Origin of the sequence: Amycolatopsis sp. CA-230715, assembly GCF_018736145.1 — a bacterium.
In the GTDB taxonomy this organism is placed as follows: domain Bacteria; phylum Actinomycetota; class Actinomycetes; order Mycobacteriales; family Pseudonocardiaceae; genus Amycolatopsis.
In genome coordinates this window covers 6,880,032-6,899,492 of record NZ_CP059997.1, presented here as the reverse complement: position 1 = coordinate 6,899,492, position 19,461 = coordinate 6,880,032, and the positions used below count along the sequence as shown (strand labels likewise).

16 protein-coding genes and 2 pseudogenes are annotated in these 19,461 nt (G+C 69.9%); 7 read left to right on the top strand and 11 right to left on the bottom strand.

What is annotated here, in order from left to right:
• Window positions 1-114 precede the first annotated feature (114 nt).
• The gene (locus HUW46_RS32815; RefSeq protein ID WP_215542629.1) at window positions 115-2,142 is read left to right on the top strand and encodes an NADPH-dependent 2,4-dienoyl-CoA reductase; all 2,028 of its coding nucleotides are present in this window, start codon (window positions 115-117) and stop codon (window positions 2,140-2,142) included.
• On the opposite strand, the gene HUW46_RS32810 is transcribed toward HUW46_RS32815, so the two are convergent.
• Both HUW46_RS32810 and HUW46_RS32805 read right to left on the bottom strand, forming a co-directional pair.
• Entirely contained in the window at window positions 2,108-2,740 is a 633-nt protein-coding gene (locus tag HUW46_RS32810) for a GyrI-like domain-containing protein (RefSeq protein ID WP_215542628.1), read from the bottom strand. The two genes, HUW46_RS32815 and HUW46_RS32810, sit on opposite strands and share 35 nt — an antisense overlap.
• On the bottom strand, window positions 2,730-3,251 hold the full coding sequence (locus HUW46_RS32805) for a PadR family transcriptional regulator (protein WP_215542627.1): 522 nt from the start codon (window positions 3,249-3,251) through the stop codon (window positions 2,730-2,732). Before HUW46_RS32805 ends, HUW46_RS32810 begins: the two co-directional genes overlap by 11 nt.
• Window positions 3,252-3,656: 405 nt before the next feature.
• Here HUW46_RS32805 and HUW46_RS32800 point away from each other — a divergent pair, with 405 nt between their 5' ends.
• Both HUW46_RS32800 and HUW46_RS32795 read left to right on the top strand, forming a co-directional pair.
• The gene (locus HUW46_RS32800) at window positions 3,657-4,067 is read left to right on the top strand and encodes a YjbQ family protein (protein ID WP_215542626.1); all 411 of its coding nucleotides are present in this window, start codon (window positions 3,657-3,659) and stop codon (window positions 4,065-4,067) included.
• 62 nt (window positions 4,068-4,129) lie between these two features.
• Window positions 4,130-4,834: an HAD family hydrolase gene (locus tag HUW46_RS32795; protein ID WP_215542625.1), complete on the top strand. Its 705-nt coding sequence runs from the start codon at window positions 4,130-4,132 to the stop codon at window positions 4,832-4,834.
• On the opposite strand, the gene HUW46_RS32790 is transcribed toward HUW46_RS32795, so the two are convergent.
• From HUW46_RS32790 to HUW46_RS32775, 4 genes and pseudogenes are all read right to left on the bottom strand, one after another.
• Complete coding sequence (locus tag HUW46_RS32790; RefSeq protein WP_215542624.1) at window positions 4,817-5,968, bottom strand: glycosyltransferase 87 family protein; 1,152 nt, start codon at window positions 5,966-5,968, stop codon at window positions 4,817-4,819. The genes HUW46_RS32795 and HUW46_RS32790 overlap by 18 nt on opposite strands.
• Before the next feature lie 102 nt (window positions 5,969-6,070).
• Window positions 6,071-6,727, bottom strand: coding sequence for a response regulator (locus HUW46_RS32785; RefSeq protein ID WP_215542623.1), 657 nt, complete (start codon window positions 6,725-6,727; stop codon window positions 6,071-6,073).
• Window positions 6,724-7,953, bottom strand: coding sequence for a sensor histidine kinase (locus tag HUW46_RS32780; RefSeq protein WP_215542622.1), 1,230 nt, complete (start codon window positions 7,951-7,953; stop codon window positions 6,724-6,726). Before HUW46_RS32780 ends, HUW46_RS32785 begins: the two co-directional genes overlap by 4 nt.
• 591 nt (window positions 7,954-8,544) lie before the next feature.
• A pseudogene (locus HUW46_RS32775) lies at window positions 8,545-9,315 on the bottom strand (transposase); the annotation flags it as partial.
• 168 nt (window positions 9,316-9,483) lie between these two features.
• On the opposite strand from HUW46_RS32775, the gene HUW46_RS32770 reads away from it, so the two are divergent.
• On the top strand, window positions 9,484-10,737 hold the full coding sequence (locus HUW46_RS32770; RefSeq protein WP_215549828.1) for an IS256 family transposase: 1,254 nt from the start codon (window positions 9,484-9,486) through the stop codon (window positions 10,735-10,737).
• 92 nt (window positions 10,738-10,829) lie between these two features.
• Here HUW46_RS32770 and HUW46_RS32765 read toward each other — a convergent pair.
• From HUW46_RS32765 to HUW46_RS32755, 3 genes and pseudogenes are all read right to left on the bottom strand, one after another.
• Window positions 10,830-11,447, bottom strand: a pseudogene (locus HUW46_RS32765) (transposase); the annotation flags it as partial.
• 245 nt (window positions 11,448-11,692) lie between these two features.
• On the bottom strand, window positions 11,693-12,631 hold the full coding sequence (locus HUW46_RS32760) for a hypothetical protein (RefSeq protein ID WP_215542620.1): 939 nt from the start codon (window positions 12,629-12,631) through the stop codon (window positions 11,693-11,695).
• A gap of 6 nt (window positions 12,632-12,637) precedes the next feature.
• Window positions 12,638-14,386: a proline--tRNA ligase gene (locus HUW46_RS32755; protein WP_215542619.1), complete on the bottom strand. Its 1,749-nt coding sequence runs from the start codon at window positions 14,384-14,386 to the stop codon at window positions 12,638-12,640.
• Between the two features lie 105 nt (window positions 14,387-14,491).
• On the opposite strand from HUW46_RS32755, the gene HUW46_RS32750 reads away from it, so the two are divergent.
• Window positions 14,492-14,857 carry a VOC family protein gene (locus HUW46_RS32750; protein ID WP_215542618.1) on the top strand — a complete coding sequence of 122 codons (366 nt, stop codon included), beginning with the start codon at window positions 14,492-14,494 and terminating at the stop codon, window positions 14,855-14,857.
• 305 nt (window positions 14,858-15,162) lie between these two features.
• On the opposite strand, the gene HUW46_RS32745 is transcribed toward HUW46_RS32750, so the two are convergent.
• The gene (locus HUW46_RS32745) at window positions 15,163-15,900 is read right to left on the bottom strand and encodes an IclR family transcriptional regulator (protein ID WP_442861001.1); all 738 of its coding nucleotides are present in this window, start codon (window positions 15,898-15,900) and stop codon (window positions 15,163-15,165) included.
• 136 nt (window positions 15,901-16,036) lie between these two features.
• Between HUW46_RS32745 and HUW46_RS32740 the strand changes: the two genes are divergently transcribed.
• Both HUW46_RS32740 and HUW46_RS32735 read left to right on the top strand, forming a co-directional pair.
• A complete protein-coding gene (locus HUW46_RS32740; protein ID WP_254125116.1) occupies window positions 16,037-17,293 on the top strand; it encodes an MFS transporter in 1,257 nt (418 codons plus the stop codon).
• The gene (locus HUW46_RS32735) at window positions 17,287-18,180 is read left to right on the top strand and encodes a 2-hydroxyacid dehydrogenase (RefSeq protein WP_215550249.1); all 894 of its coding nucleotides are present in this window, start codon (window positions 17,287-17,289) and stop codon (window positions 18,178-18,180) included. Before HUW46_RS32740 ends, HUW46_RS32735 begins: the two co-directional genes overlap by 7 nt.
• Window positions 18,181-18,464: 284 nt before the next feature.
• Here the strand turns inward: HUW46_RS32735 and HUW46_RS32730 are convergent, their stop codons facing one another.
• The gene (locus HUW46_RS32730; RefSeq protein WP_215542616.1) at window positions 18,465-19,415 is read right to left on the bottom strand and encodes a phosphotransferase; all 951 of its coding nucleotides are present in this window, start codon (window positions 19,413-19,415) and stop codon (window positions 18,465-18,467) included.
• Window positions 19,416-19,461 lie beyond the last annotated feature (46 nt).

The window sequence follows — 19,461 nt, the reverse complement described above, 5'->3', positions numbered from 1 at the left end:
CGGGGCGCCCAGTGCCCCGAAAGCCACCTTCGGGGCATGCGTGACCCATCCCGGCACCTGCTGGAGCGCTCAGACCCTCGCATTACTACTCGTGGGTAGGTTACGCTTTCGGGTATGAGCCGTGCGTATCCCGAACTGCTGAAACCGCTCGACCTGGGGTTCACCACCCTGCGCAACCGGGTGGTGATGGGCTCGATGCACACCGGGCTCGAGGACCGCACGCGCGATCTCGGCAAGCTCGCCGAGTACTTCGCCGAGCGCGCCCGCGGCGGCGCCGGGCTCATCATCACCGGCGGCTACGCCCCCGACGCGCGCGGCTGGCTGCTCCCGTTCGCGGCCTCGCTCACCACGCACGGCCAGGCCCGCGAGCACCGCCGCGTCACCGGCGCGGTGCACGACTCCGGCGGCAAGATCGCGCTGCAGATCCTGCACGCCGGCCGGTACGCCTACCACCCGTTGAGCGTTTCGGCGTCGTCGGTGAAGTCGCCGATCACCCCGTTCCGCCCGCGCGCGCTGAGCGAACGCGGTGTCCGGCGGACGATCGACCACTTCGCGCGCTGCGCCGAACTCGCCAAGAAGGCGGGCTACGACGGCGTCGAGGTGATGGGATCCGAGGGGTACCTCGTCAACCAGTTCCTCACCGCGCGGACCAACCGGCGCACCGACGGCTGGGGCGGCGGCTGGGCGAACCGCATGCGGTTCCCGGTGGAGATCGTGCGGCGGATCCGCGCCGCGGTCGGGCCCGAGTTCATCATCGTGTACCGGCTGTCCGTGCTCGATCTCGTGCCGGAAGGCCAGTCCTGGGACGAAACGGTGGAGCTGGCGCGCGCGGTGCAGGATGCGGGCGCCACGATCGTCAACACCGGTATCGGCTGGCACGAGGCGCGGGTGCCCACCATCGTCACCTCAGTGCCGAGGGCCGCGTTCACCGAGCTCACCGGCAAGCTGCGGTCGCATGTGGACATTCCGGTGGTCGCGTCCAACCGGATCAACATGCCCTCGGTGGCCGAAGGCGTGCTTTCCCGCGGCGAAGCGGACATGGTCTCGCTCGCGCGGCCGTTCCTCGCCGATCCCGAGTGGGTCCGCAAGTCCGAAGAGGACAGGGCGGACGAGATCAACACCTGCATCGCCTGCAACCAGGCCTGCCTCGACCACGTCTTCAAGCACCGCAGGGCGACGTGCATGGTGAACCCGCGCGCCGCGCACGAAACCGAGCTCGTGCTTTCGCCAACGCCGAAGCACAAGAACGTCGCTGTGGTCGGCGCGGGACCGGCCGGACTCGCGGCGGCGACGACGCTGGCGCAGCGCGGCCACACGGTCACCGTGTTCGAAGCGGGCCAGGAGATCGGCGGGCAGTTCCAGCTCGCGCAACGGATCCCCGGCAAGGAGGAGTTCAGCGAGACGCTGCGCTACTTCGGGCGCAGGCTCGATCTCCTCGGCGTCCGGCTGCGGCTGAACACCCGCGCCACCGCCGCCGAGCTGAGCACCGGCGAGTACGACGAAGTGCTGCTGGCGACCGGCGTCACGCCGAGGGTGCCCGCCATCGATGGCATCGGCCACGCCAAGGTGCTGTCCTATGTGGACGTCCTCAAAGGAGCACCGGCGGGCGGCTCGGTCGCCGTGATCGGCGCGGGCGGGATCGGCTTCGACGTGTGTGAATTCCTCACCACCGAAACGGCGACCGCGCTCGACGTCGCCCAGTGGCGGGCCGAATGGGGTGTGGCGGACCCAGCCGAGGCGAGGGGCGGCCTCGCGCTCGACGGGAAGAAGACCGCGCCGTCCCCGCGACAGGTCTTCCTGGTGCAGCGCAAGACCGGGAAACCGGGCGCCGGGCTCGGCAAGACCTCGGGCTGGGTGCACCGGACCACCTTGAAGGACAAGGGGGTCGAGATGATCTCCGGCGCGTCCTACCGGCGGATCGACGACGACGGCCTGCACATCACCGATTCCACCGGCGCCGAACGCGTGCTGGCCGTCGACACCGTGGTGGTGTGCGCGGGCCAGGAACCGATGCGGGACCTGGCCGCCGAACTGACCGGCGCGGGGATCACCACGCACCTGATCGGCGGCGCCGACGTGGCAGCCGAACTCGACGCTAAGCGCGCGATCAACCAGGCGACCCGGCTCGCGGCAACGGTCTGACCGGCTGGCGCAGCACGGTTTTCAGCTTCTCCGGTGCGCTCCGGCGCGGATCGCCGAGGTAGATCTCGTGGTGCGGCCCGGCCAGCGCGAGGTCGTTGCCGGGCACGTACTCGTCGTGGAGGGTGGCCAGCAATGGGGTTTCGTCGTCGTACGAACCGATGTGCAGCACCTGGGCGCAGGTGCCTTCCCGCAACGTCTCGTGGCGGACTTCGGCGATCGCGGGCTTTTTCTTCTTCGCCAGCGCGGTATCGACGGCTTCCGCCACCTCGTCCGCGCGCACCGGGTCCGGCAGGCTGATCAGCATCCGCCACTGCCAGGATTCCTTGGCGCGCGCGGTGAACACAGCCGGATCCGGCGCCCACCACAGCCCTTCGAGCGGGCCGACCACGAAATCCCGGCCCGCTCGTTTGCTCGCGAACTTCACCGTGTACGCCACGGAGTACAACGCTTCCACGGCGCGCGCGTACTCCGGTGACGTGTTGGGATCGCCAGCGCCGTCGATCGCCAGGAACTGCTGTGGCGGCACCTCCACCAGTGTCCACTCGCGATTCTTCGGCGCGTAGAACTCCTTCAGCTCCCGCTTCACGTCATAGGGCATCGAGTTCTCCTCGGTAGGCGGCGAGCCACTTCTGCTCGGCTTCGAGCTGGGTGAGCGAGTAGTCGAAGATGGCGCGGACGAACGGCGGCGACTCCGGCCGCGCGGCGGCGCGGATCTCGGCGATCTTGCCCGCCAGCGCCTCCGCCCGCCGCGCCAGCGCGGCGCGCAGCCGTGCCCGCGGGATGACCGGCTGGTTCGCCAAGCCGACGAGCACCGGCGGGGTCATCGGCCGGAGGGTGGTGATGGCCTCCTCGGCGGCTTCCGCGCAGGCGCGACGACCGTCCCGCGTCGGGGCGAACACCTTGCGCGCCTTGCCGCGCGCGGGTTCGCCGTCCTCGGCGATCAGGCCGCGGCCGCGGAGCTTCGCGAGCAGGTAGTAGATCGAGCTGAACCCGATCTCCGTCCACTCCCGCATGCCGCGCGCGGTGATCACTTCCTCCAGCTCGTAGCCGTGACGAGGCTTCTCCACGAGCAGGCCGAGGAGCGTCAGCTCGGCGGGCGTCAGGTCCATCGAGCTATTCTAGCACTAGAATAGTGCCTACTCGACGCCGCTTCGCGGGTCTTGCCCATGCCCCGAAGGCGGCTTTCGGGGGCATCTACGCCCCGAAAGCCACAGTAATGACGGGCGCGCGTCGCAGGGGTTCCGCGAGATCGGTGGCGGGGGCTCCGCTTGGTCCCTGAAGGCCACCCTCGGGGACACTAGCGCCACTTTCTCGGCCCTCGCGGGTGCGCGGGCGGGGCTGCCGATGCCCCGAAGGTGGCCATCAGGGCGCTAGACGACACAAATCCACCCCTCGCACACCCGGCCACCGCGACACGCGTGCCCCGAAGGTGACCTTCGGGGCGCTCGAGGCCCCGAAAGCCACCTTCGGGGCGTCCGCTGCGCCGCCCGGACCCGTGCGCATACGGTTGGGGCATGTACTCCACCGAGCTCGAGATCCGCACCGGCGGCGAGGCCGTGGTGCACGATCTCACGAAGGACGCCGAACGGTTCCTCACCGAGGCCGACGCCGAGGACGGCCTCCTGCACGTCTGGGTGCCGCACGCCACCTCGGGGCTGGCGATCCTCGAGACCGGCGCGGGCAGTGACGACGACCTGCTCGCCGCGATCGACACCCTGCTGCCGAGGGACGGCCGCTGGCGGCACCAGCACGGCACGCCGGGCCACGGGCGCGATCACGTGCTGCCCGCGCTGCTGCCGCCCTACGCGAGCGTGCCGGTGCTCGGCGGCGTGATGGCGCTCGGCACCTGGCAGTCGGTGTGCCTGGTGGACACCAACGTCGACAACCCGGTGCGCCGCGTGCGGTTCAGCTTCCTCGCGGGCTGACTACGACGAGCCCGGCCGCGAAGTCAACGAATGGTGAATTCGGTGCCGGTACGGTCGTCTTCGTGACGACTCCCCATCGCCTGGTCCTGTGGGACATCGACCTGACCCTCGTCGACCTCCGCGGCCTCGGCGGCGCGCTCTACCGGGGCGCGCTCGCGAACGTCGCCGGGATCGAGCTGCGCGAGATGCCGAAGTTCCCCGGTCGCACCGAGGTCGGGATCTCCACCGAGCTGCTGCGCATGCACGGGGTCGATCCGGCCCCCGAGACGCTTCGGAAGCTGTGGGCCGAACTGGTCCTGCTGTCCGAAAAGGAACTGCCGACAATGGCTGGCCGGGGCAGCGCGCTGCCCGGTGCCGCTGCCACACTGTCCACAGTGGCCGGTCAGGACGGCGTGGTGCAGTCGCTGGTCACCGGGAACCTGCCCGAGATCGCGCGCCACAAGCTGACCGCGTTCGGCCTCGACGAGCACATCGACTTCGCCATCGGTGGATACGGCTCGTCTTCGGGGCACCGGCCCGATCTCGTGCGCGACGCGGTGCGCAAGGCGTCGGAGAAGCACGACGCGCGGTTCGCGCCCGAGGCCGTGGTGGTCGTCGGAGACACCCCGCTCGACATCGAAGCCGGGCTCGAACACGACGCGACCACCGTCGGCGTGCTGACCGGGCACCACACCGAGGAAGAGCTTCGGGCCGCGGGCGCCCACGCCGTGCTGGCGGATCTGTCGCACACCCCGACCGTGCTGGAAGTCCTACTCGGCACCCGGTGATCCCACGCGCGACGCGGAAGCGGCGCGTTCGCGCAAGGCTTTTCGAAGCAGCAGCGCGCCCGCGAGCAGCGCGGAGAGCAGGTAGGCGTTGCCGACGAGCACCTGCGCGAAGGTCCAGCCGCGTTCCCTGCCACCGCCGCCGGGGACCACCGCCATCGTCCATCCCGTGTAGACGGTCGCGACCGCCGCGGCCTGCCACCGCAGCCCGCGGGCGAGGAGGTAAGCCAGCGCGGGCACGATCCACACCCAGTGGTGGGTCCACGAGATCGGGCTAACCAGTACCGAGCAGCCCGCGGTCACCAACAGCGCGCCTCGTGCGTCACCGGACCGGTGCAGCCACCGCACCAGGAACGCGGTCGCCGCCACGCAGGCCGCGACGAACAGCGCGGTGAGCGGCAGCGCCCACCCGTCGGGCACGGTCCTGGCCAGGAACCCTTGCCACGACTGGTTTCCCGCCCATGCCTTCCCCGCCGCGAAGTGGTCGTTGAACATACCCGTCGCCAGGTACTGCACGGTGTCGCCGGGCAGCACGAGCAGGGCGAGCGCGCTCGCGCCCGCGAAGGTGGCCAGTGCGCGCATCGCGTCCGCGCGACGCCCGGTGACCAGCAGGTGCACGATGAAGACCAGCGGGATCAGCTTGATCGCGGCGGCCAGCCCGATCGCGATCCCGCAGTACCGGGAACCGCGCAGTACCAGCACATCGAGCACCACGAGCGCCATCAGGACGAGGTTGAGCTGGCCGAGCCCGACGCTCTGCCACACCGGTTGCAGGCAGCAGGCGCCGAGCAGCAGCACCAGCGACCGGCGCGCCCGGAACGCCCGCAGCACGAGGAACACCGCGGGCGGCGCGGCCACCGCGAGCACGCCCCACCACAGCTGCCACGGCAGTACCGTGCCCACGGTGAACAGCAGCGCGGCGAACGGCGGGTAGGTGAACGGCAGATCCTGCGCCCACCCCGGCAGCGCGGTCAAGTGGCCGTAGAGCGGTTCGCCGTGCAGCACCGCGGATCCGGCGGCGCGGTACACGGCGGAATCCACGCCGAGCGGGCGGTCGAGCAGCCACCACGTCACCGCGAGAACGCCGAGGCCCGCGGAAAGGGCCACCACCACCAGCCGGTGCGCACGGTTTTCCATGACCGCAAGCCTTGCCGAAAAGCGGCGGCGGATCGTCCGGCCACGGAGCCGTTCCGGCACGCTACCCCGGTATCACGGCGGATCGCGCGTGCTGCCGGGGTATCACCCGGCGCCGGGTACGACGAGCCCCGATTCGTACGCGGTCACCACGGCCTGGGCCCGGTCGCGGACGCCGAGTTTCGTGAGCACCCTGCTCACATGGGTCTTCGCGGTCTGCTCGGCGATCACCAGCTCCGCCGCGATCTCCACATTGGACAGTCCACTCGCGACCAGCCGCAGCACCTCGGTCTCCCGCGCGGTCAGCTCGGCCAGCCGCTTCCCGGCGTCGCCGAGCGGCGCGCGGGTGGCGAACTGCCCGATCAGCCTGCGCGTGACCGTCGGCGCGAACAGCGCGTTGCCCGCCGCGACCACCCTCACCGCGGTGACCAGGTCGTCCAGCGGCGCGTCCTTGAGCAGGAACCCGCTCGCGCCCGCCCGCAGCGCGCCGTAGACGTACTCGTCGATGTCGAACGTGGTCAGCATCAGCACCCTGGTCGCTCCGCCGGCCGCCAGTATCCGCCGTGCCGCTTCGAGTCCGTCCAATTCGGGCATCCGGACGTCCATCAGCACCACGTCCGGCGCCTGCCGCGCGCACAGCTCGATCGCGGCCAGCCCGTTCTCGGCTTCTCCGGCCACCCGCATGTCGGCTTGCGCGTCGAGCACCGCGCGGAAGCTCTGCCGGACCATCATCTGGTCGTCCGCGACGACGATCGAGATCACGACGGGGCACTCTCCTTCTCCTCGAGCGGCACGGTGACCACGATCAGGAACCCGCCTTCGTCCGTCGAATCGGCGACGAGCGTGCCGTCGAGCATCGCCACGCGCTCCCGCATACCCAGCAGGCCGTGCCCCATCCCGCCGGGTTCGGCCGCGTCGGAAGGGTGGTCACCTGGTCCATTGTGGACCGTGAGCCGCACCGATCCGGGTTCGACCCGCAACCCGATCTCGATCGCGCCGCCCGGAGCGTGCCGGACCGCGTTGCTCAGCGCCTCCTGCACGATCCGGTACACCGACAGCGCGACACCGGCGGGCAACCCGTCGAAGGACCCGGTCACCTCGAACGCGCAAGGAGTGCCGAGCGCCCGCACCCGGTCCACGAGTTCGGCGATCCTGGCCGCACCGGGTTGCGGCGCGGTGGGGCTGCCGTCGTCCTCCGCGCGCAGCACGCCGAGCAGGCGCCGCAGTTCGGCCATGCCCTCGCGAGCCGTTTCGGTGAGGCCGGAGAACTCGGTCAGCACGTCTTCGTCCAGCCCCGGGTAGCGGTAGCGCGCCGAATCGGCGCGCAGTGCGAGCACCGACATGTGGTGCGCGACGACGTCGTGCAGTTCGCGCGCGATCCTGGCCCGTTCTTCGAGCACCGCGGCCCTGGTCTCCTCGGCCAGCCGCCTGCGCTGCTGCGTGAGGCGGTCATGCTCGGCGAGCCTGCGCTGCCGCCCGGTGTTGCCGAGCAGCAGCAGTGCCGTGACAACCGCGGCCAGCAGGACCAGATCGCGCCAGTCGCCGACGAAGAACGCGAATTCGGCGAGCGACAGCGCCGCGACCCAGACCAGCACGGGCTGCGCGTGCGCCGCGCCGACGAGGAAGAAGACCAGCGCGGCGGTGAGCGCGAGTCCCGGCGACCACGTCCAGCCCCACAGCCTGCCGAACCCGTGGTACCACGCCGGGGTCACCGCGAGGAACACCACCAGCATCCGCCAGGCCCACAGCGGGGAGCGGACCGCGACGACCGCGGGCGAAACGGCCAGGATGCCGAGCACGATGGCGGGAGCTTCGACGTGCGACGCGGCCGATGTGGTCAGCACGGCGACGAAACCGGCCCACAGCCCGGCGCCCACGACCGCGACGGCCCTGATCCGGCGCAGCCCGGCCGACCGCGGCGGGACCTGGGGCTCGACGCCGGTGAGCACGGTGCGGCGCAACGCCTCCCACCACGTCCGCCACCCCATGGCGCCCCACCCTACGGCTTCACACGCGCGGAAGTCTTTCGCGCGTGTGCTCCGAAGGATGCTCCTATAGAGGGGTCAGGTCGTGTATGTCGCCGAAGGCTCCTCTTGGGGCGGTCTGTGTCAGGATCTCGGCCCTCGCGGCGGGCCGCCGCCACCTGCGCGCGTCCCCGAAGGTGGCCTTCGGGGCGGTAGACGCCGCGAATTCGACCCTCGCACCGCACTCCCGCCGCCCGCTCCAACCCGCGGCGGGCCTTCGGGCGCCCCGAAGGTGGCTTTCAGGGCATCCAGCGCCCCGAAGGTCACCTTCGGGGCAGGCGTGTCGTGGTGGTCGAGCGTGCGAGGGGTGGATGTGCGGCGTTGAGCGCCCCGAAGGCCACCTTCGGGACATGCGCAGCCCTGTCCGCACGTGAGCGAGGGCCGAGAAAGTGGCACTAGCCTCGGTCTTTCATGGTGATCTGTAGGTGATGTTGATGTTGGAGATGTTGATGTTGTTGGGTGTGGTTTTGGGTGTGGGCAGGTTGTAGTTGCCGATCTGCTGGGGTATCGGCTGCTCCGGGGTCTTTCGGGTTGTCGGGTCAGGGGTGGTGTGGGTTAGGGGAAAGCGGTGCGGATGCGGTGGAATCCGGTGGCGATTGCGGGGGCCCAGCGCCATGTCCGGTCGATGCGCAGATGGGTTTGGCGTGCGCTGCGGGTGATGCGGGCGGCGACGTGCAGGACGCGGTAACGGAAGGTGGTGATCTCGATCCGGGCGAGGTCGGGCTGGTCGGTGAAGCCGATCAGTTGGCTCCAGCAGACCAGGTCGATCGCGGTGAGCACGGCCTGTAGCCAGGCTGTGTTTTCGGCGAGTCCGCGACAGGGCAGGTTGCGCAGGCCGGTGGCTTTGGCCTCGCGGATGCGGTCTTCCATCCGGGCGCGTTGACGGTGTCGCAGTTCCAGCCCGGCGGCCTGGCCGGGGATGATCCCGGGTGCGGTGTCGGTGAGCAGCGCGGTGATCCGCATCCCGTCGGCGTCGGTGAATCGTAGCTGCGCGCCGGGGTGCGGGCGTTCTTTGCGCAGGATCAGCCGTGACCCTTCGGGCCACTTCGACAGGTCGATCGCGGTGCTGATCTCGGTGACCCAGGCTCCGTCCCGGATCCCGTCCCCAGGCTCGACCGCGGGATGCCAGCACGAAGCCGGGATCGCGTCGACGATGCGCTGCACCCGCGCGTCGACCGGGAACCCGAAGGAGAACCCGACGCCCCGGTCCCGGCAGGTCTGGGCGAAGGTGTGGCTGGCCCCGGCGGAATCACTGCGCGCGAGCAGCCGCGGCGAATCGGGGTCGCCGGGGCGGGGCCGGGCGTAGGTGGGCAACGCCGCCAGCGCCGCAGGGGGTGTTTGATCTTCTGTGTAAGCGGGTGACCTGACCGGCAGGCGGCTGGGTCTGACCTGCCAGAATGGACACTCTGAGTGAGCGAGAATGTGGTGGTGGAGTCGGCGGGCGCGGACGAGGGTGCCGTGGAGGTCGGTGGCGATGACGCGGCGGCGCGGCGTGTGGCGGAGCTGTTGTCGCCGGCGGCGATCGATGCGCTGGTAGCAGACGCCGAGGCTTCGGGGATGGGCCTGGATGGCGCGCAGGGTTTGCTGAATCAGCTGACGAAGGCGGTGCTGGAGCGGGCGCTGGAAACTGAGATGGCCGACCATCTCGGTTACGATAAAGGTGATCCCGCTGGTTATGGTTCGGGGAATTCCCGTAACGGGAAGAGCGCGAAAACGGTGGTCACCAACTCCGGTCCGGTCCGGTTGGATGTGCCGCGGGACCGGGCGAGTACTTTTGAGCCGCGGATCGTGCCGAAGCGGAAGCGTCGGCTTGGTCAGATCGATGACATGATCTTGTCGTTGTATGCGCGGGGAATGACGACTCGGGACATCAAGGAACATTTGGCAGAGGTGTATGATGCCGAGGTTTCCCCGGCGTTGATCTCGAATGTCACAGATGTGGTGGCCGAGGAGATCACCCAATGGCAGAATCGCCCGGTTGATGCGGTTTATCCGATTATGTACATCGACGCGGTGGTCGTCAAGATCCGTGAGGGCGGCACGGTCGACAACCGGTCCGCGCACCTGGTCGTCGGGGTCGACACGGACGGGTTCAAGCACGTCCTGGGCATCTGGATCGGCGAGAACGAGGGAGCGAAGTTCTGGCAGAACGTGCTCAACGAGCTGGTCAACCGCGGCCTGAACGACGTGCTGATCGTCTGCTGTGATGGCTTGACCGGGTTGCCTGATGCGATCGGCAACGTGTGGCCGAAAGCGATCGTGCAGACCTGCGTCGTGCACCTCATCCGCGCCTCGATGCGGTTCGTGTCCCTCGACGACCGCAAGGCTGTCGCGAAATCCCTCAAACCGATCTACGAGGCCGCTAACGAAGCAGCCGCACAGCAGGCTCTCAACGAGCTGAAACACACTTGGGGTCAGAAATACACGGGTCTGATCTCGACCTGGGAACGCGCCTGGGAGGAGTTCATCCCATTCCTCGAGTTCCACCCGGCCATCCGGAAGGTGATCTACACGACGAACATGATCGAGTCCATCAATTACCAACTACGGAAGATTAGTAAGACACGAGGTCATTTTCCCTCTGTCGACGCCGCGATCAAACTGCTCTACCTCGGTGTCCGTAACATCACCGGACGACACATCGACGGCGAGGGACAGTTCGCCGGGAAACGCGGAACCGGAACCTACGGGTGGAAACGAGCACTGAACGCGTTCGCAACCCGCTTCGGCGACCGGCTACCACTCTGACCGACAAGTACAGAACGTAGTCAAACCCGTAAGTTCAAGTCACAAGAAGGACACAAAGTCACCCTGCTTACACAGAAAATTTGACAACCTCGCGCCGCATCGAGCACGGCGACGTGATCGGCCGCGGTGCTCGACCCCGCGTTGCCTGGGCGCAGCAACCCGGCCAAGGCTTCCCCGCCGGCGATCTGCGGGCGATCGAGGAAACACAACAGCGGGTGAAACCCGAACGTGTGCTTCCACGTCGCTGCCGCGTCCTGCTTGTCCGAGTGCGCCAGCACGATCGTGGCATCGAAATCCAGACACAGCTCCTCGGACAGGTCCGGGGCAGCCCCGGCCTCCCACGCCCGTTGCCGCGCGGCGGCACGGGCGGCCTGCACCGCGGGCAGATGGGCCTCGTCGATCCGCTCGAGTAACCGCCACGCCGTCGGCATCGACGCGACCGGCCCGAACAGATCCTCCCGGTCCCGCAGCACCGCGATCCCCGACACCGCGTCCGCGCCATCCGCGATCGCCACCGCCACATCAGCGAACACCTGCCCCGGCGCATGCACCGCGACACCACGATAAGTATCAGCCAACGCCGAGTTCACCGCCCCGACCAAACCCGTGACCTCAGCCATCTCCCGCAACAACCCGACACCAGCATGCGACACGACACCAGCACCATCCGCGCTGACCTTCACCCGACCAGAACGCTTGCTATCCTTCACCCGCGAAGTGCCTTCCCGTTCGAGAAACCGGACCCTAGACAAGTCCCAGTTTCCCCTACAGGACAGGCACTTTCGCGCATTCAACCCCCACGACACCCCACCACCCATGAAACACCCAGGCTAGAGTCCCCGAAGGTGGCCTTCGGGGACCTCCACCGCCGATCATCGTGCCGCGCACCCGACATCACTGTGACCTTCGGGGCACCAGATTCCCCGAAAGCCACTTTCGGGGCACGCGGAACGGGTCAGCGCGTGGTCGGGGTGATCGTGGTGCGCTTCGACGCGGGAACCGCGCGGTAGCTCTTCAGGATCTGCACGACCTGCTCACGCGGTGTCTCACCCGGATAGCCCTGGTCGGTGTGCACCACGAGCACGACCGCGCCGTCCGGGGGATCGTCCGCCGGTTTGATCGCGGCCACGCCGACGAGTCCCTTCGGCGGCGTGCACGAGTCGGCCCCCGGCGCGGGGACGACGTCGGCCAGCGTCATGCTGCCGTCGCGGGACTTGCCGTCCCCGAAGTCCACTTTGAGCGGTACCGGTGGCGCGACGGTGACCGTCGGCGGCGGGCCGCCCTTCGCGGTGAAGTCGTACTTCGCGACGAGTTCCGCGGTCTCGGCGGCGGCGCGCACGTAGTCGTGCTGGGCCACCGGCGTGACCCCGCTGCCGCCGCGGGTGCGCGTGGCGTCCGCCGGGCAGTAGTTCTTGCCGACGAACGCGCTGGTGGCCATCGAAAGGCCGGGCCCGGTCTCGTCCTTTTCCCAGCCGTGCACGATGCCGGGTTTCGGCTGCCACGACGGCGGCACGTCGTAGGCGTAGGTGCCCTTGCCGCCCGCGACCGACTGCCAGCCGGGCACGACGGGCGGGACGACCACCTGCGGCGGTGGCGTGTACGGCGTGCGGCTCGTGGTGGGCGCGGCCGCGCTGTCCTCGGAGGAGTTCTTCGCCATGCGCGTGGCGACGAACCCGAGCCCGAGGCACAGCAGCACGACGACCAGCCCGATGATCGGTGCCTTCGACTTCGGCTGTCGCGGGCGTTGCGGCACTGGGGGAAACGCTTGCCCGGGAGGCGGCTGCTGGACCGGGGAAGGGTTCGACCCGTCGGCGGGCTGGTAGCCGCCGACGCCGTCGAGCGCCGCGTTGTCCTCGTAACCGCCCGGTTCCGAACGGCGCCGCCCCCAGCCCACCGCCGGTTACTTCCCGGCGAGCGCGGTCAGGTGCGCGACGACCTGGTCGACCGCGATCTCCTCGCGCTGGCCGCTGGCCCTGTCCTTGACCTCGACCACGCCGTTCGCCAGCCCGCGCCCGACGACGAGGATCGTCGGCACGCCGACCAGTTCGGCGTCGGCGAACTTGACGCCGGGCGTCGCCTTGCGGTCGTCCAGGATGACCTCGACACCGGCCGCGTCCAGTTCGGCGGCGAGCTTCTCCGCACCCGCGGCCACCGCCTCGTCCTTGCCCGCGATGACCACGTGCACGTCGAACGGCGCCACCTCGCGCGGCCACACCAGGCCGATCTCGTCGCAGTACTGCTCGGCGATCACCGCGACCAGCCGGGAGATGCCGACGCCGTAGGAACCCATGGTGATCCGGACCGGCTTCGAATCGGGCCCGAGCGCGTCCAGCTCGAACGCGTCGGCGTACTTGCGGCCGAGCTGGAAGATGTGCCCGATCTCGATACCGCGCGCCGCGACGAGCGTGCCCTTGCCGTCGGGCGAGGCGTCGCCTTCGCGGACCTCGGCGGCCTCGATCGTGCCGTCCGGGGTGAAGTCGCGGCCCGCGACGAGGTCGACGACGTGGTGGTCGGCCTTGTCCGCGCCGGTGACCCACGCGGTGCCGGTGACCACCCTCGGGTCGACGAGGTAGCGGATCCCGTTGTCCTGCAACGCCTTCGGGCCGATGTAGCCCTTGACGAGGAACGGGTTCGCGGTGAAGTCCGCCTCTTCGAGCAGCGCGACCTCGGCGGGCTCCAGCGACGCCTCCAGCCGCTTCATGTCGACCTCGCGGTCGCCGGGGATGCCGACGCCGAGCAGCTCCCACTCCTTCGCGCCGGGCTGGCGCGTCTTCAGCAGCACGTTCTTGAGCGTGTCCGCCGCGGTGAAGGTGCGGCCCAGCGAAGCGCCGTTGAGGAAGTCGACGAGCGTCTCGATGGTCGGCGTGGCGGGCGTGTGGTGCACCTGCGCGTCGGGCAGCCCGTCGACGGGATGCGCGGGCGGCGCGGGCGTGGTGACCGCCTCGACGTTGGCCGCGTAGTCCGAATCGGTGCTGCGGACGTAGGTGTCCTCGCCGGTGGGCGCCACCGCGAGGAACTCCTCGGACGCCGAACCGCCCATCGCGCCCGAAGTGGCCGCGACGATGACGTAGTCGAGGCCGAGCCGGTCGAAGATCTTGATGTAGGCGCCGCGGTGCAGCTGGTAGGACCGTTCCAGGCCCTCGTCGTCGAGGTCGAACGAGTACGAATCCTTCATGACGAACTCGCGGCCGCGCAGGATCCCGGCGCGGGGGCGCGCTTCGTCGCGGTACTTCGTCTGCACCTGGAACAGCAGGACGGGGTAGTCCTTGTACGAGCTGTACTCGCCCTTCACGGTGAGCGCGAACAGCTCCTCGTGCGTGGGGCCGAGCAGGTAGTCGGCGCCCTTGCGGTCCTTGAGCCGGAACAGCGCGTCGCCGTACTCGGTCCAGCGGCCGGTGGTCTCGTAGGGCTCGCGGGGCAGCAGCGCGGGGAACTGGATCTCCTGCGCGCCGATGGCGGCCATCTCCTCGCGCACCACGCGTTCGATGTTGCGCAGCACCTTCAGCCCGAGCGGCAGCCAGGAGAACCCGCCCGGCGCCACCCTGCGGACGTAGCCGGCACGCACGAGCAGCCGGTGGCTCGGCACTTCGGCGTCCGCCGGATCCTCGCGAAGCGTGCGAAGGAACAGCGACGACATCCTGGTGATCACGTTGGGCACTCCTCGATAGCCGTTTCCGGAAGGGTAGTCAACCCCCCGCCCCCGGCTTCAACCGGTTATCGGGTTCTGTCGGTGCCCGCCCATAAGCTGCCGCGCATGACTCTCGAACTGGGCATGATCACCATCGACTGCGCCGACCCGCAGAGGCTCGCCGCGTTCTGGGCGGACGCGCTCGGCACCGAAATCTCGCACGACTACGGGGAATTCCTGTTCCTCACCCCCGCCAAGCCGGACGGGCCCGCGCTCGGCTTCCAGCGCGTGCCGGAGCCCCGTTCCGGCAAGAACCGCCTGCACCTCGACTTCGGCTCCGATGACCGCGCGGGCGAGGTCCAGCGCCTCGTCGCACTCGGCGCGGTGGAGAAGGCCGAGCACGAGGCACCCGGCCTCGCCTGGACGGTCATGGCCGATCCGGAGGGCAACGAGTTCTGCGTGGCCACCCACTCGGCGCCGCCGGGTGCCTGAGACGGCTGTCGATGCCCCGAAGGATGCTCCTATAGATGTCCAGGGGTGGCGTTCAGCGATACCCGCGCCGCGAACTTAGCCCTGGTATGGGCCTTCTGTTGTCTCGGAGGGGATCTGGTGCTGCCCCGAGGATGGCTTTCGGGGATGTGAGCGCCCCGAAGGTGGCCTTCGGGGCGTGGGTGGCCCTGCCCGCACGCCTGCGAGGGCCGGGAAAGTGGCGCTAGATTCCCCGAAGGTCACCTTCGGGGAACGGGAAAGCCCGCACTGCGCCGGAGTCCACCGTGTCCACCAAGTCCATTGTGGACTCAGCGCGGCAGCAGCGCGGCCAGTTCGCGCGCGGCTTCCCGCAGCACCGGCACGAACTCCTCCAGCTCTCCCACGGACATCCGGTAGGCGGGCGCGGCGGTGGACACCGCGGCGATCGCGATCCCGTCCGGCCCGGTGACCGGCACCCCGACCGCCCTGATCCCTGGCTCGTGCTCCTCGTCGGCGATGGCGAACCCCCGCTCGCGCACCCGGTCGATCTCGGCCTCGAACGCGGCGCGGTCGGTGATGGTCCCCGGCGCCAGCCCGGCCAGTTCGACCTCCGCGACCAGCCTCGCCCGCACCTCGGCGGGAGCGAAGGCGATCAGGCACTTGCCCATGGACGTGCAGTGCACCGGCCCCCGCCGCCCCGGTTCACCCCGGATCTGGACCTGCTGGCGCCCGCGCACCGCGTGCACGTACACCTGGTGGTGCCCGTCGAGCACCGCCATCAGGGTCGGCTCACCGGTCCGCTCGGACACCTCGTGCATCACCGGCAGCGCGACACCGGCGAACCCGCGCGCGTGCGAGACCTGCTGGCCCAGTTCGAACAGCCGCAAGCCCAGCGCGTACCGCTTCGACGCCGGGTCGCTGCGCACGAAACCCTGTTCCTGCAACGAACTCAGCAGCCGGTGCGTGGTGCTCACCGGGAAACCGGTCGCCCGCGAAAGATCGGACAGCGCCACGCCGTCCGGGTAGTCGCCGAGCATGGACAGCAGGCGCAGCGCCTTGGACACCATGTCCGCCACTCGGCACTCCCCTCTTGACGTGAGGACCGGCTCGGCCGACACTCGTCGTCAGCTTCACCGCATCACGGAATTGCTTTCCATATTACGGAAAGACCGGATCGGAAGTCAACGCCGACGGGAGAGACCGGTGAACGTTTCCGCGCAGGCCATGGGACGGCAGCGCTGGCTGCGGCTGATCCCGGTCGTCTTCGTGACCTACAGCCTCGCCTACCTCGACCGGTCGAACTTCTCGATCGCCGCCGCCGGGGGCATGGCCGACGAACTCGGCCTGACCAGCGCCACCTCCGGGCTGATCGGGGCGTCGTTCTTCCTCGGCTACTTCCTCCTGCAGGTTCCCGGCGTCCGCTACGCCGACCGGCACAGCGTCCGGACGCTGATCTTCTACTCGGTGCTGGCCTGGGGCGTGCTGGCCACCGCGCAGGGCCTGCTCAGCTCGGCGACCGCGCTGATCGTGGTGCGGTTCCTCCTCGGCGCCGTCGAGGCGGCCGTGCTGCCCGCGCTGGTCGTGCTGCTCGCGCGCTGGTTCACCAAGGCGGAGCGCGGGCGCGCCAACGCGTTCCTGATCCTCGGCAACCCGGTGACGATCCTGTGGCTTTCGGCGGCGTCGGGGTACCTGATCGAGGCGACCTCGTGGCGCGGCATGTTCATCATCGAGGGTGTTCCCGCGGTGATCTGGGCGTTCGTGTTCCGCTCGCAGGTGCGAGACCGCCCGCGTGACGCGCCGTGGCTGAACGCGGCCGAACGCGACGCCGTCGAAAGCTCGATCGAGGCCGAGCAGGAGAACTTGCCCGCCGCCGCGAGTGGCAGCCCGGTCGTCGACGCGCTGCGCACCCCGAAGGTCCTGCTGCTGGCCGCGCAGTACCTGCTGTGGAGCGTCGGCGTCTACGGGTTCGTGTTCTGGTTGCCGTCGATCGTGAAGGCGGGTTCGTCGGCGGGAATCGGCGCCACCGGGCTGCTTTCCGCCATCCCGTACGGGTTCGCGGTGCTCGCGATGGTCGTCAACTCGCGGCGCTCGGACCGCCGCGGCACCCGCCGCCCGTTCGTGTGGCCGTGGCTGCTGCTCGGCGCGCTCGCGTTCTACGGTTCGTACCTGATCGGCAAGGACGCGTTCTGGCTGTCGTTCCCGCTGCTCGTGGTGGCGGCGATCGGGCTGTACGCGCCGTACGGGCCGTTCTTCGCGATGATCTCCGAACTGCTGCCGAGGCGGACCGCGGGGGTCGCCGTCGCGATCGTCAACGCGGCGGGCGGGCTCGGCGGGTTCGCGGGGACCTACCTCGTCGGCTGGCTGGACGAGGCGACCGGCAGCTCGGCCGCCTCATTCCTGATGCTCGCGCTCACCATGGCGGGCGGCGCGCTGCTCCTACTACCGCTGAGGAAATCATGACCCGAGTACTGCTCCCCTGGCCCGGCCTCACCGTGCCGCCCGGCCTCGAAGTCACGATCTACGACGGGACCGCGGCCCCACCCGGCGATCTCGGCGACATCGAACTGTACGTGCTGCCGTACGACAGCGGCCGCGCGCCGATCGAGCTGATCGGCTCGATGCCGTCGCTGCGCGCGGTGCAGTCGTTGAGCGCGGGCGTGGACAACGTCCGCCCGCTCGTGCCCGCGGGCGTGCAGCTCGCCAACGGGCGGGGCCTGCACGACCTGAGTGTCGCCGAGCACGCGCTGGCGCTGATCCTCGCCGCGCAGCGCGATCTTCCGCGCTGGTTCCGGCAGCAGGACCGGCGGACCTGGGAACGCGCGCACACCGCGTCGCTCGCGGACAGCCGCGTGCTGCTCGTCGGCCACGGCTCGATCGGCAAGGCCATCGAACGGTATCTGCTGGCGGGGGAAGCCGAGGTCGTCCGCGTGGCGAGGACCGCGCGCGAGGGCGTGCACGGCATCGACGAGCTGCCCGCGCTGCTGCCGACCGCGGACATCGTCGTGCTGATCGTGCCGGGCGGCGAGGGGACCCGCGGCCTGCTCGGCGCCGACGAACTGGCCGCGCTGCCGGACGGCGCGCTCGTGGTCAACGTCGGCAGGGGCACCGCCATCGACACGGACGCGCTCGTCGCCGAAGTGGGCAAGGGACGCCTGCGCGCGGCGCTCGACGTCGTCGACCCGGAGCCGCTGCCGCCGGAGCATCCACTGTGGACGGAGCGGGGCGTGCTGATCACCCCGCACATCGCGGGCGGCTCGGCGTCGTTCTCCCCGAGGGCGAAACGCCTGGTGGAAACCCAGCTCGCCCGGTTCGCCGCCGGAGACCCCCTGCTCAACGTGGTGACCTAGTGCCGCCGGAGCGGGTTCGCGTGTGCCCCGAAGGTGGCTTTCAGGGCGTCCAGCGCCCCGAAAGCCACCTTCGGGGCCTGGGCCCGGCCGCTAGGGTCTGTATCGAAGTGGCGCAGCCACTTAAGTGGGCCGCCAACCGGCACCGCCGCGGGTTCTCAGCCGTCTTCTCGCGAGGACAGCTTCAACGTGGTGAATCGGTTATTCATGAGTTGGAGATCCCGGAGCGAGAAGGCGGCTGAGGTTCCGCTACCCGCACCGCCACGCAAAGCACTTCGAAACAGTCTCTAGCGCCAGCCGGTGCGGTGTTTGAGCCAGGCCGTGGTGACGGCGGCGAGTCGTTGCTGGTCCGCCCGGACGCCGCTGGTCGCGGGTGGCTCCGGCAGGCGCGAAACCCGCTCGTAGTGCCCGGCCAGCGCGACGCCGTACGCGGTCACCGCCCACGCCGGGACGCCCGCCAGCACCGGGCGCCGTTTCAGCAGCCTGTCCACCCCGGCGGGTTCGTGCCCGGCGGCGAGCATATGCGGCACGAGCGAAACGAGGTCGAGCCACGCCGCGCCCCGCGCCGGGTACCGCCAGTTCACCACCTGCACCCGCCCTGGACCACCGACCACGAGGGTGCCCGGCCGGAGATCGTTGTGCAGCAAGGTGTCCCCCGCCGCCCACGGGTGCCACGACGGTTCCAGCGCGAGCAGCGACTCCAGGTTGCGGACCGCCCAGTCGCCGAGGTCGCCGGGCAGGTCCGCGCTCAGCTCGCGCCAGCCGCGCAGGAGCGGGCCGAGGTCTTCGAGCGCGTCCGGAGCGCCCGGCACCGGGCACGGGGTGAGCGTGCGCGCGAGCGCGCCGAGCGCGGTGAGCACCGCGGACAGCTCCGGTGAGCCCGGCCGCAGCCTCGGGCTCGTGCCCTCGATGTCGGAGAACACCAGCGCGAACCACGCTCCATCCACTGTGGACAGAAGTCGGGGTACCGGCGCGCTTTCCGGCAACAGGGACATCACGGCCGCCTCCGCGCGGTAGCCGCCGACGCGCGGGTTCTCCGCGGGAAGCGCCTTCACGAACACGCGCTTGCCGTCGTCGAGGACGAGCCTCGCGCCGAGCCCGCCGTCGAACTCGGGTGTCTGCCGCAGCGACCGCACGACCTTGGCCCCGACGTTCCGCTCGACCGCCGCGCGCACCGGCATCGGCAGGTCCTGCCAGCTCGCGTGCGCCACCCCCGCGGCCCGCCCCGCCGCCACCATGCTGCTCCCCCGGTCACCGTGCACCGCCCGTGACGTTCCACACTAC

What these genes read in the sequence shown, in the direction of transcription:
- HUW46_RS32815 (WP_215542629.1), top strand. Translation starts at nt 115, where the DNA reads ATGAGCCGTGCGTATCCCGAACTGCTGAAACCGCTCGACCTGGGGTTC.
- HUW46_RS32810 (WP_215542628.1), bottom strand. Translation starts at nt 2,740, where the DNA reads ATGCCCTATGACGTGAAGCGGGAGCTGAAGGAGTTCTACGCGCCGAAG.
- HUW46_RS32805 (WP_215542627.1), bottom strand. Translation starts at nt 3,251, where the DNA reads ATGGACCTGACGCCCGCCGAGCTGACGCTCCTCGGCCTGCTCGTGGAG.
- HUW46_RS32800 (WP_215542626.1), top strand. Translation starts at nt 3,657, where the DNA reads ATGTACTCCACCGAGCTCGAGATCCGCACCGGCGGCGAGGCCGTGGTG.
- HUW46_RS32790 (WP_215542624.1), bottom strand. Translation starts at nt 5,968, where the DNA reads ATGGAAAACCGTGCGCACCGGCTGGTGGTGGTGGCCCTTTCCGCGGGC.
- HUW46_RS32780 (WP_215542622.1), bottom strand. Translation starts at nt 7,953, where the DNA reads ATGGGGTGGCGGACGTGGTGGGAGGCGTTGCGCCGCACCGTGCTCACC.
- HUW46_RS32750 (WP_215542618.1), top strand. Translation starts at nt 14,492, where the DNA reads ATGACTCTCGAACTGGGCATGATCACCATCGACTGCGCCGACCCGCAG.
- HUW46_RS32745 (WP_442861001.1), bottom strand. Translation starts at nt 15,900, where the DNA reads ATGGTGTCCAAGGCGCTGCGCCTGCTGTCCATGCTCGGCGACTACCCG.
- HUW46_RS32730 (WP_215542616.1), bottom strand. Translation starts at nt 19,415, where the DNA reads ATGGTGGCGGCGGGGCGGGCCGCGGGGGTGGCGCACGCGAGCTGGCAG.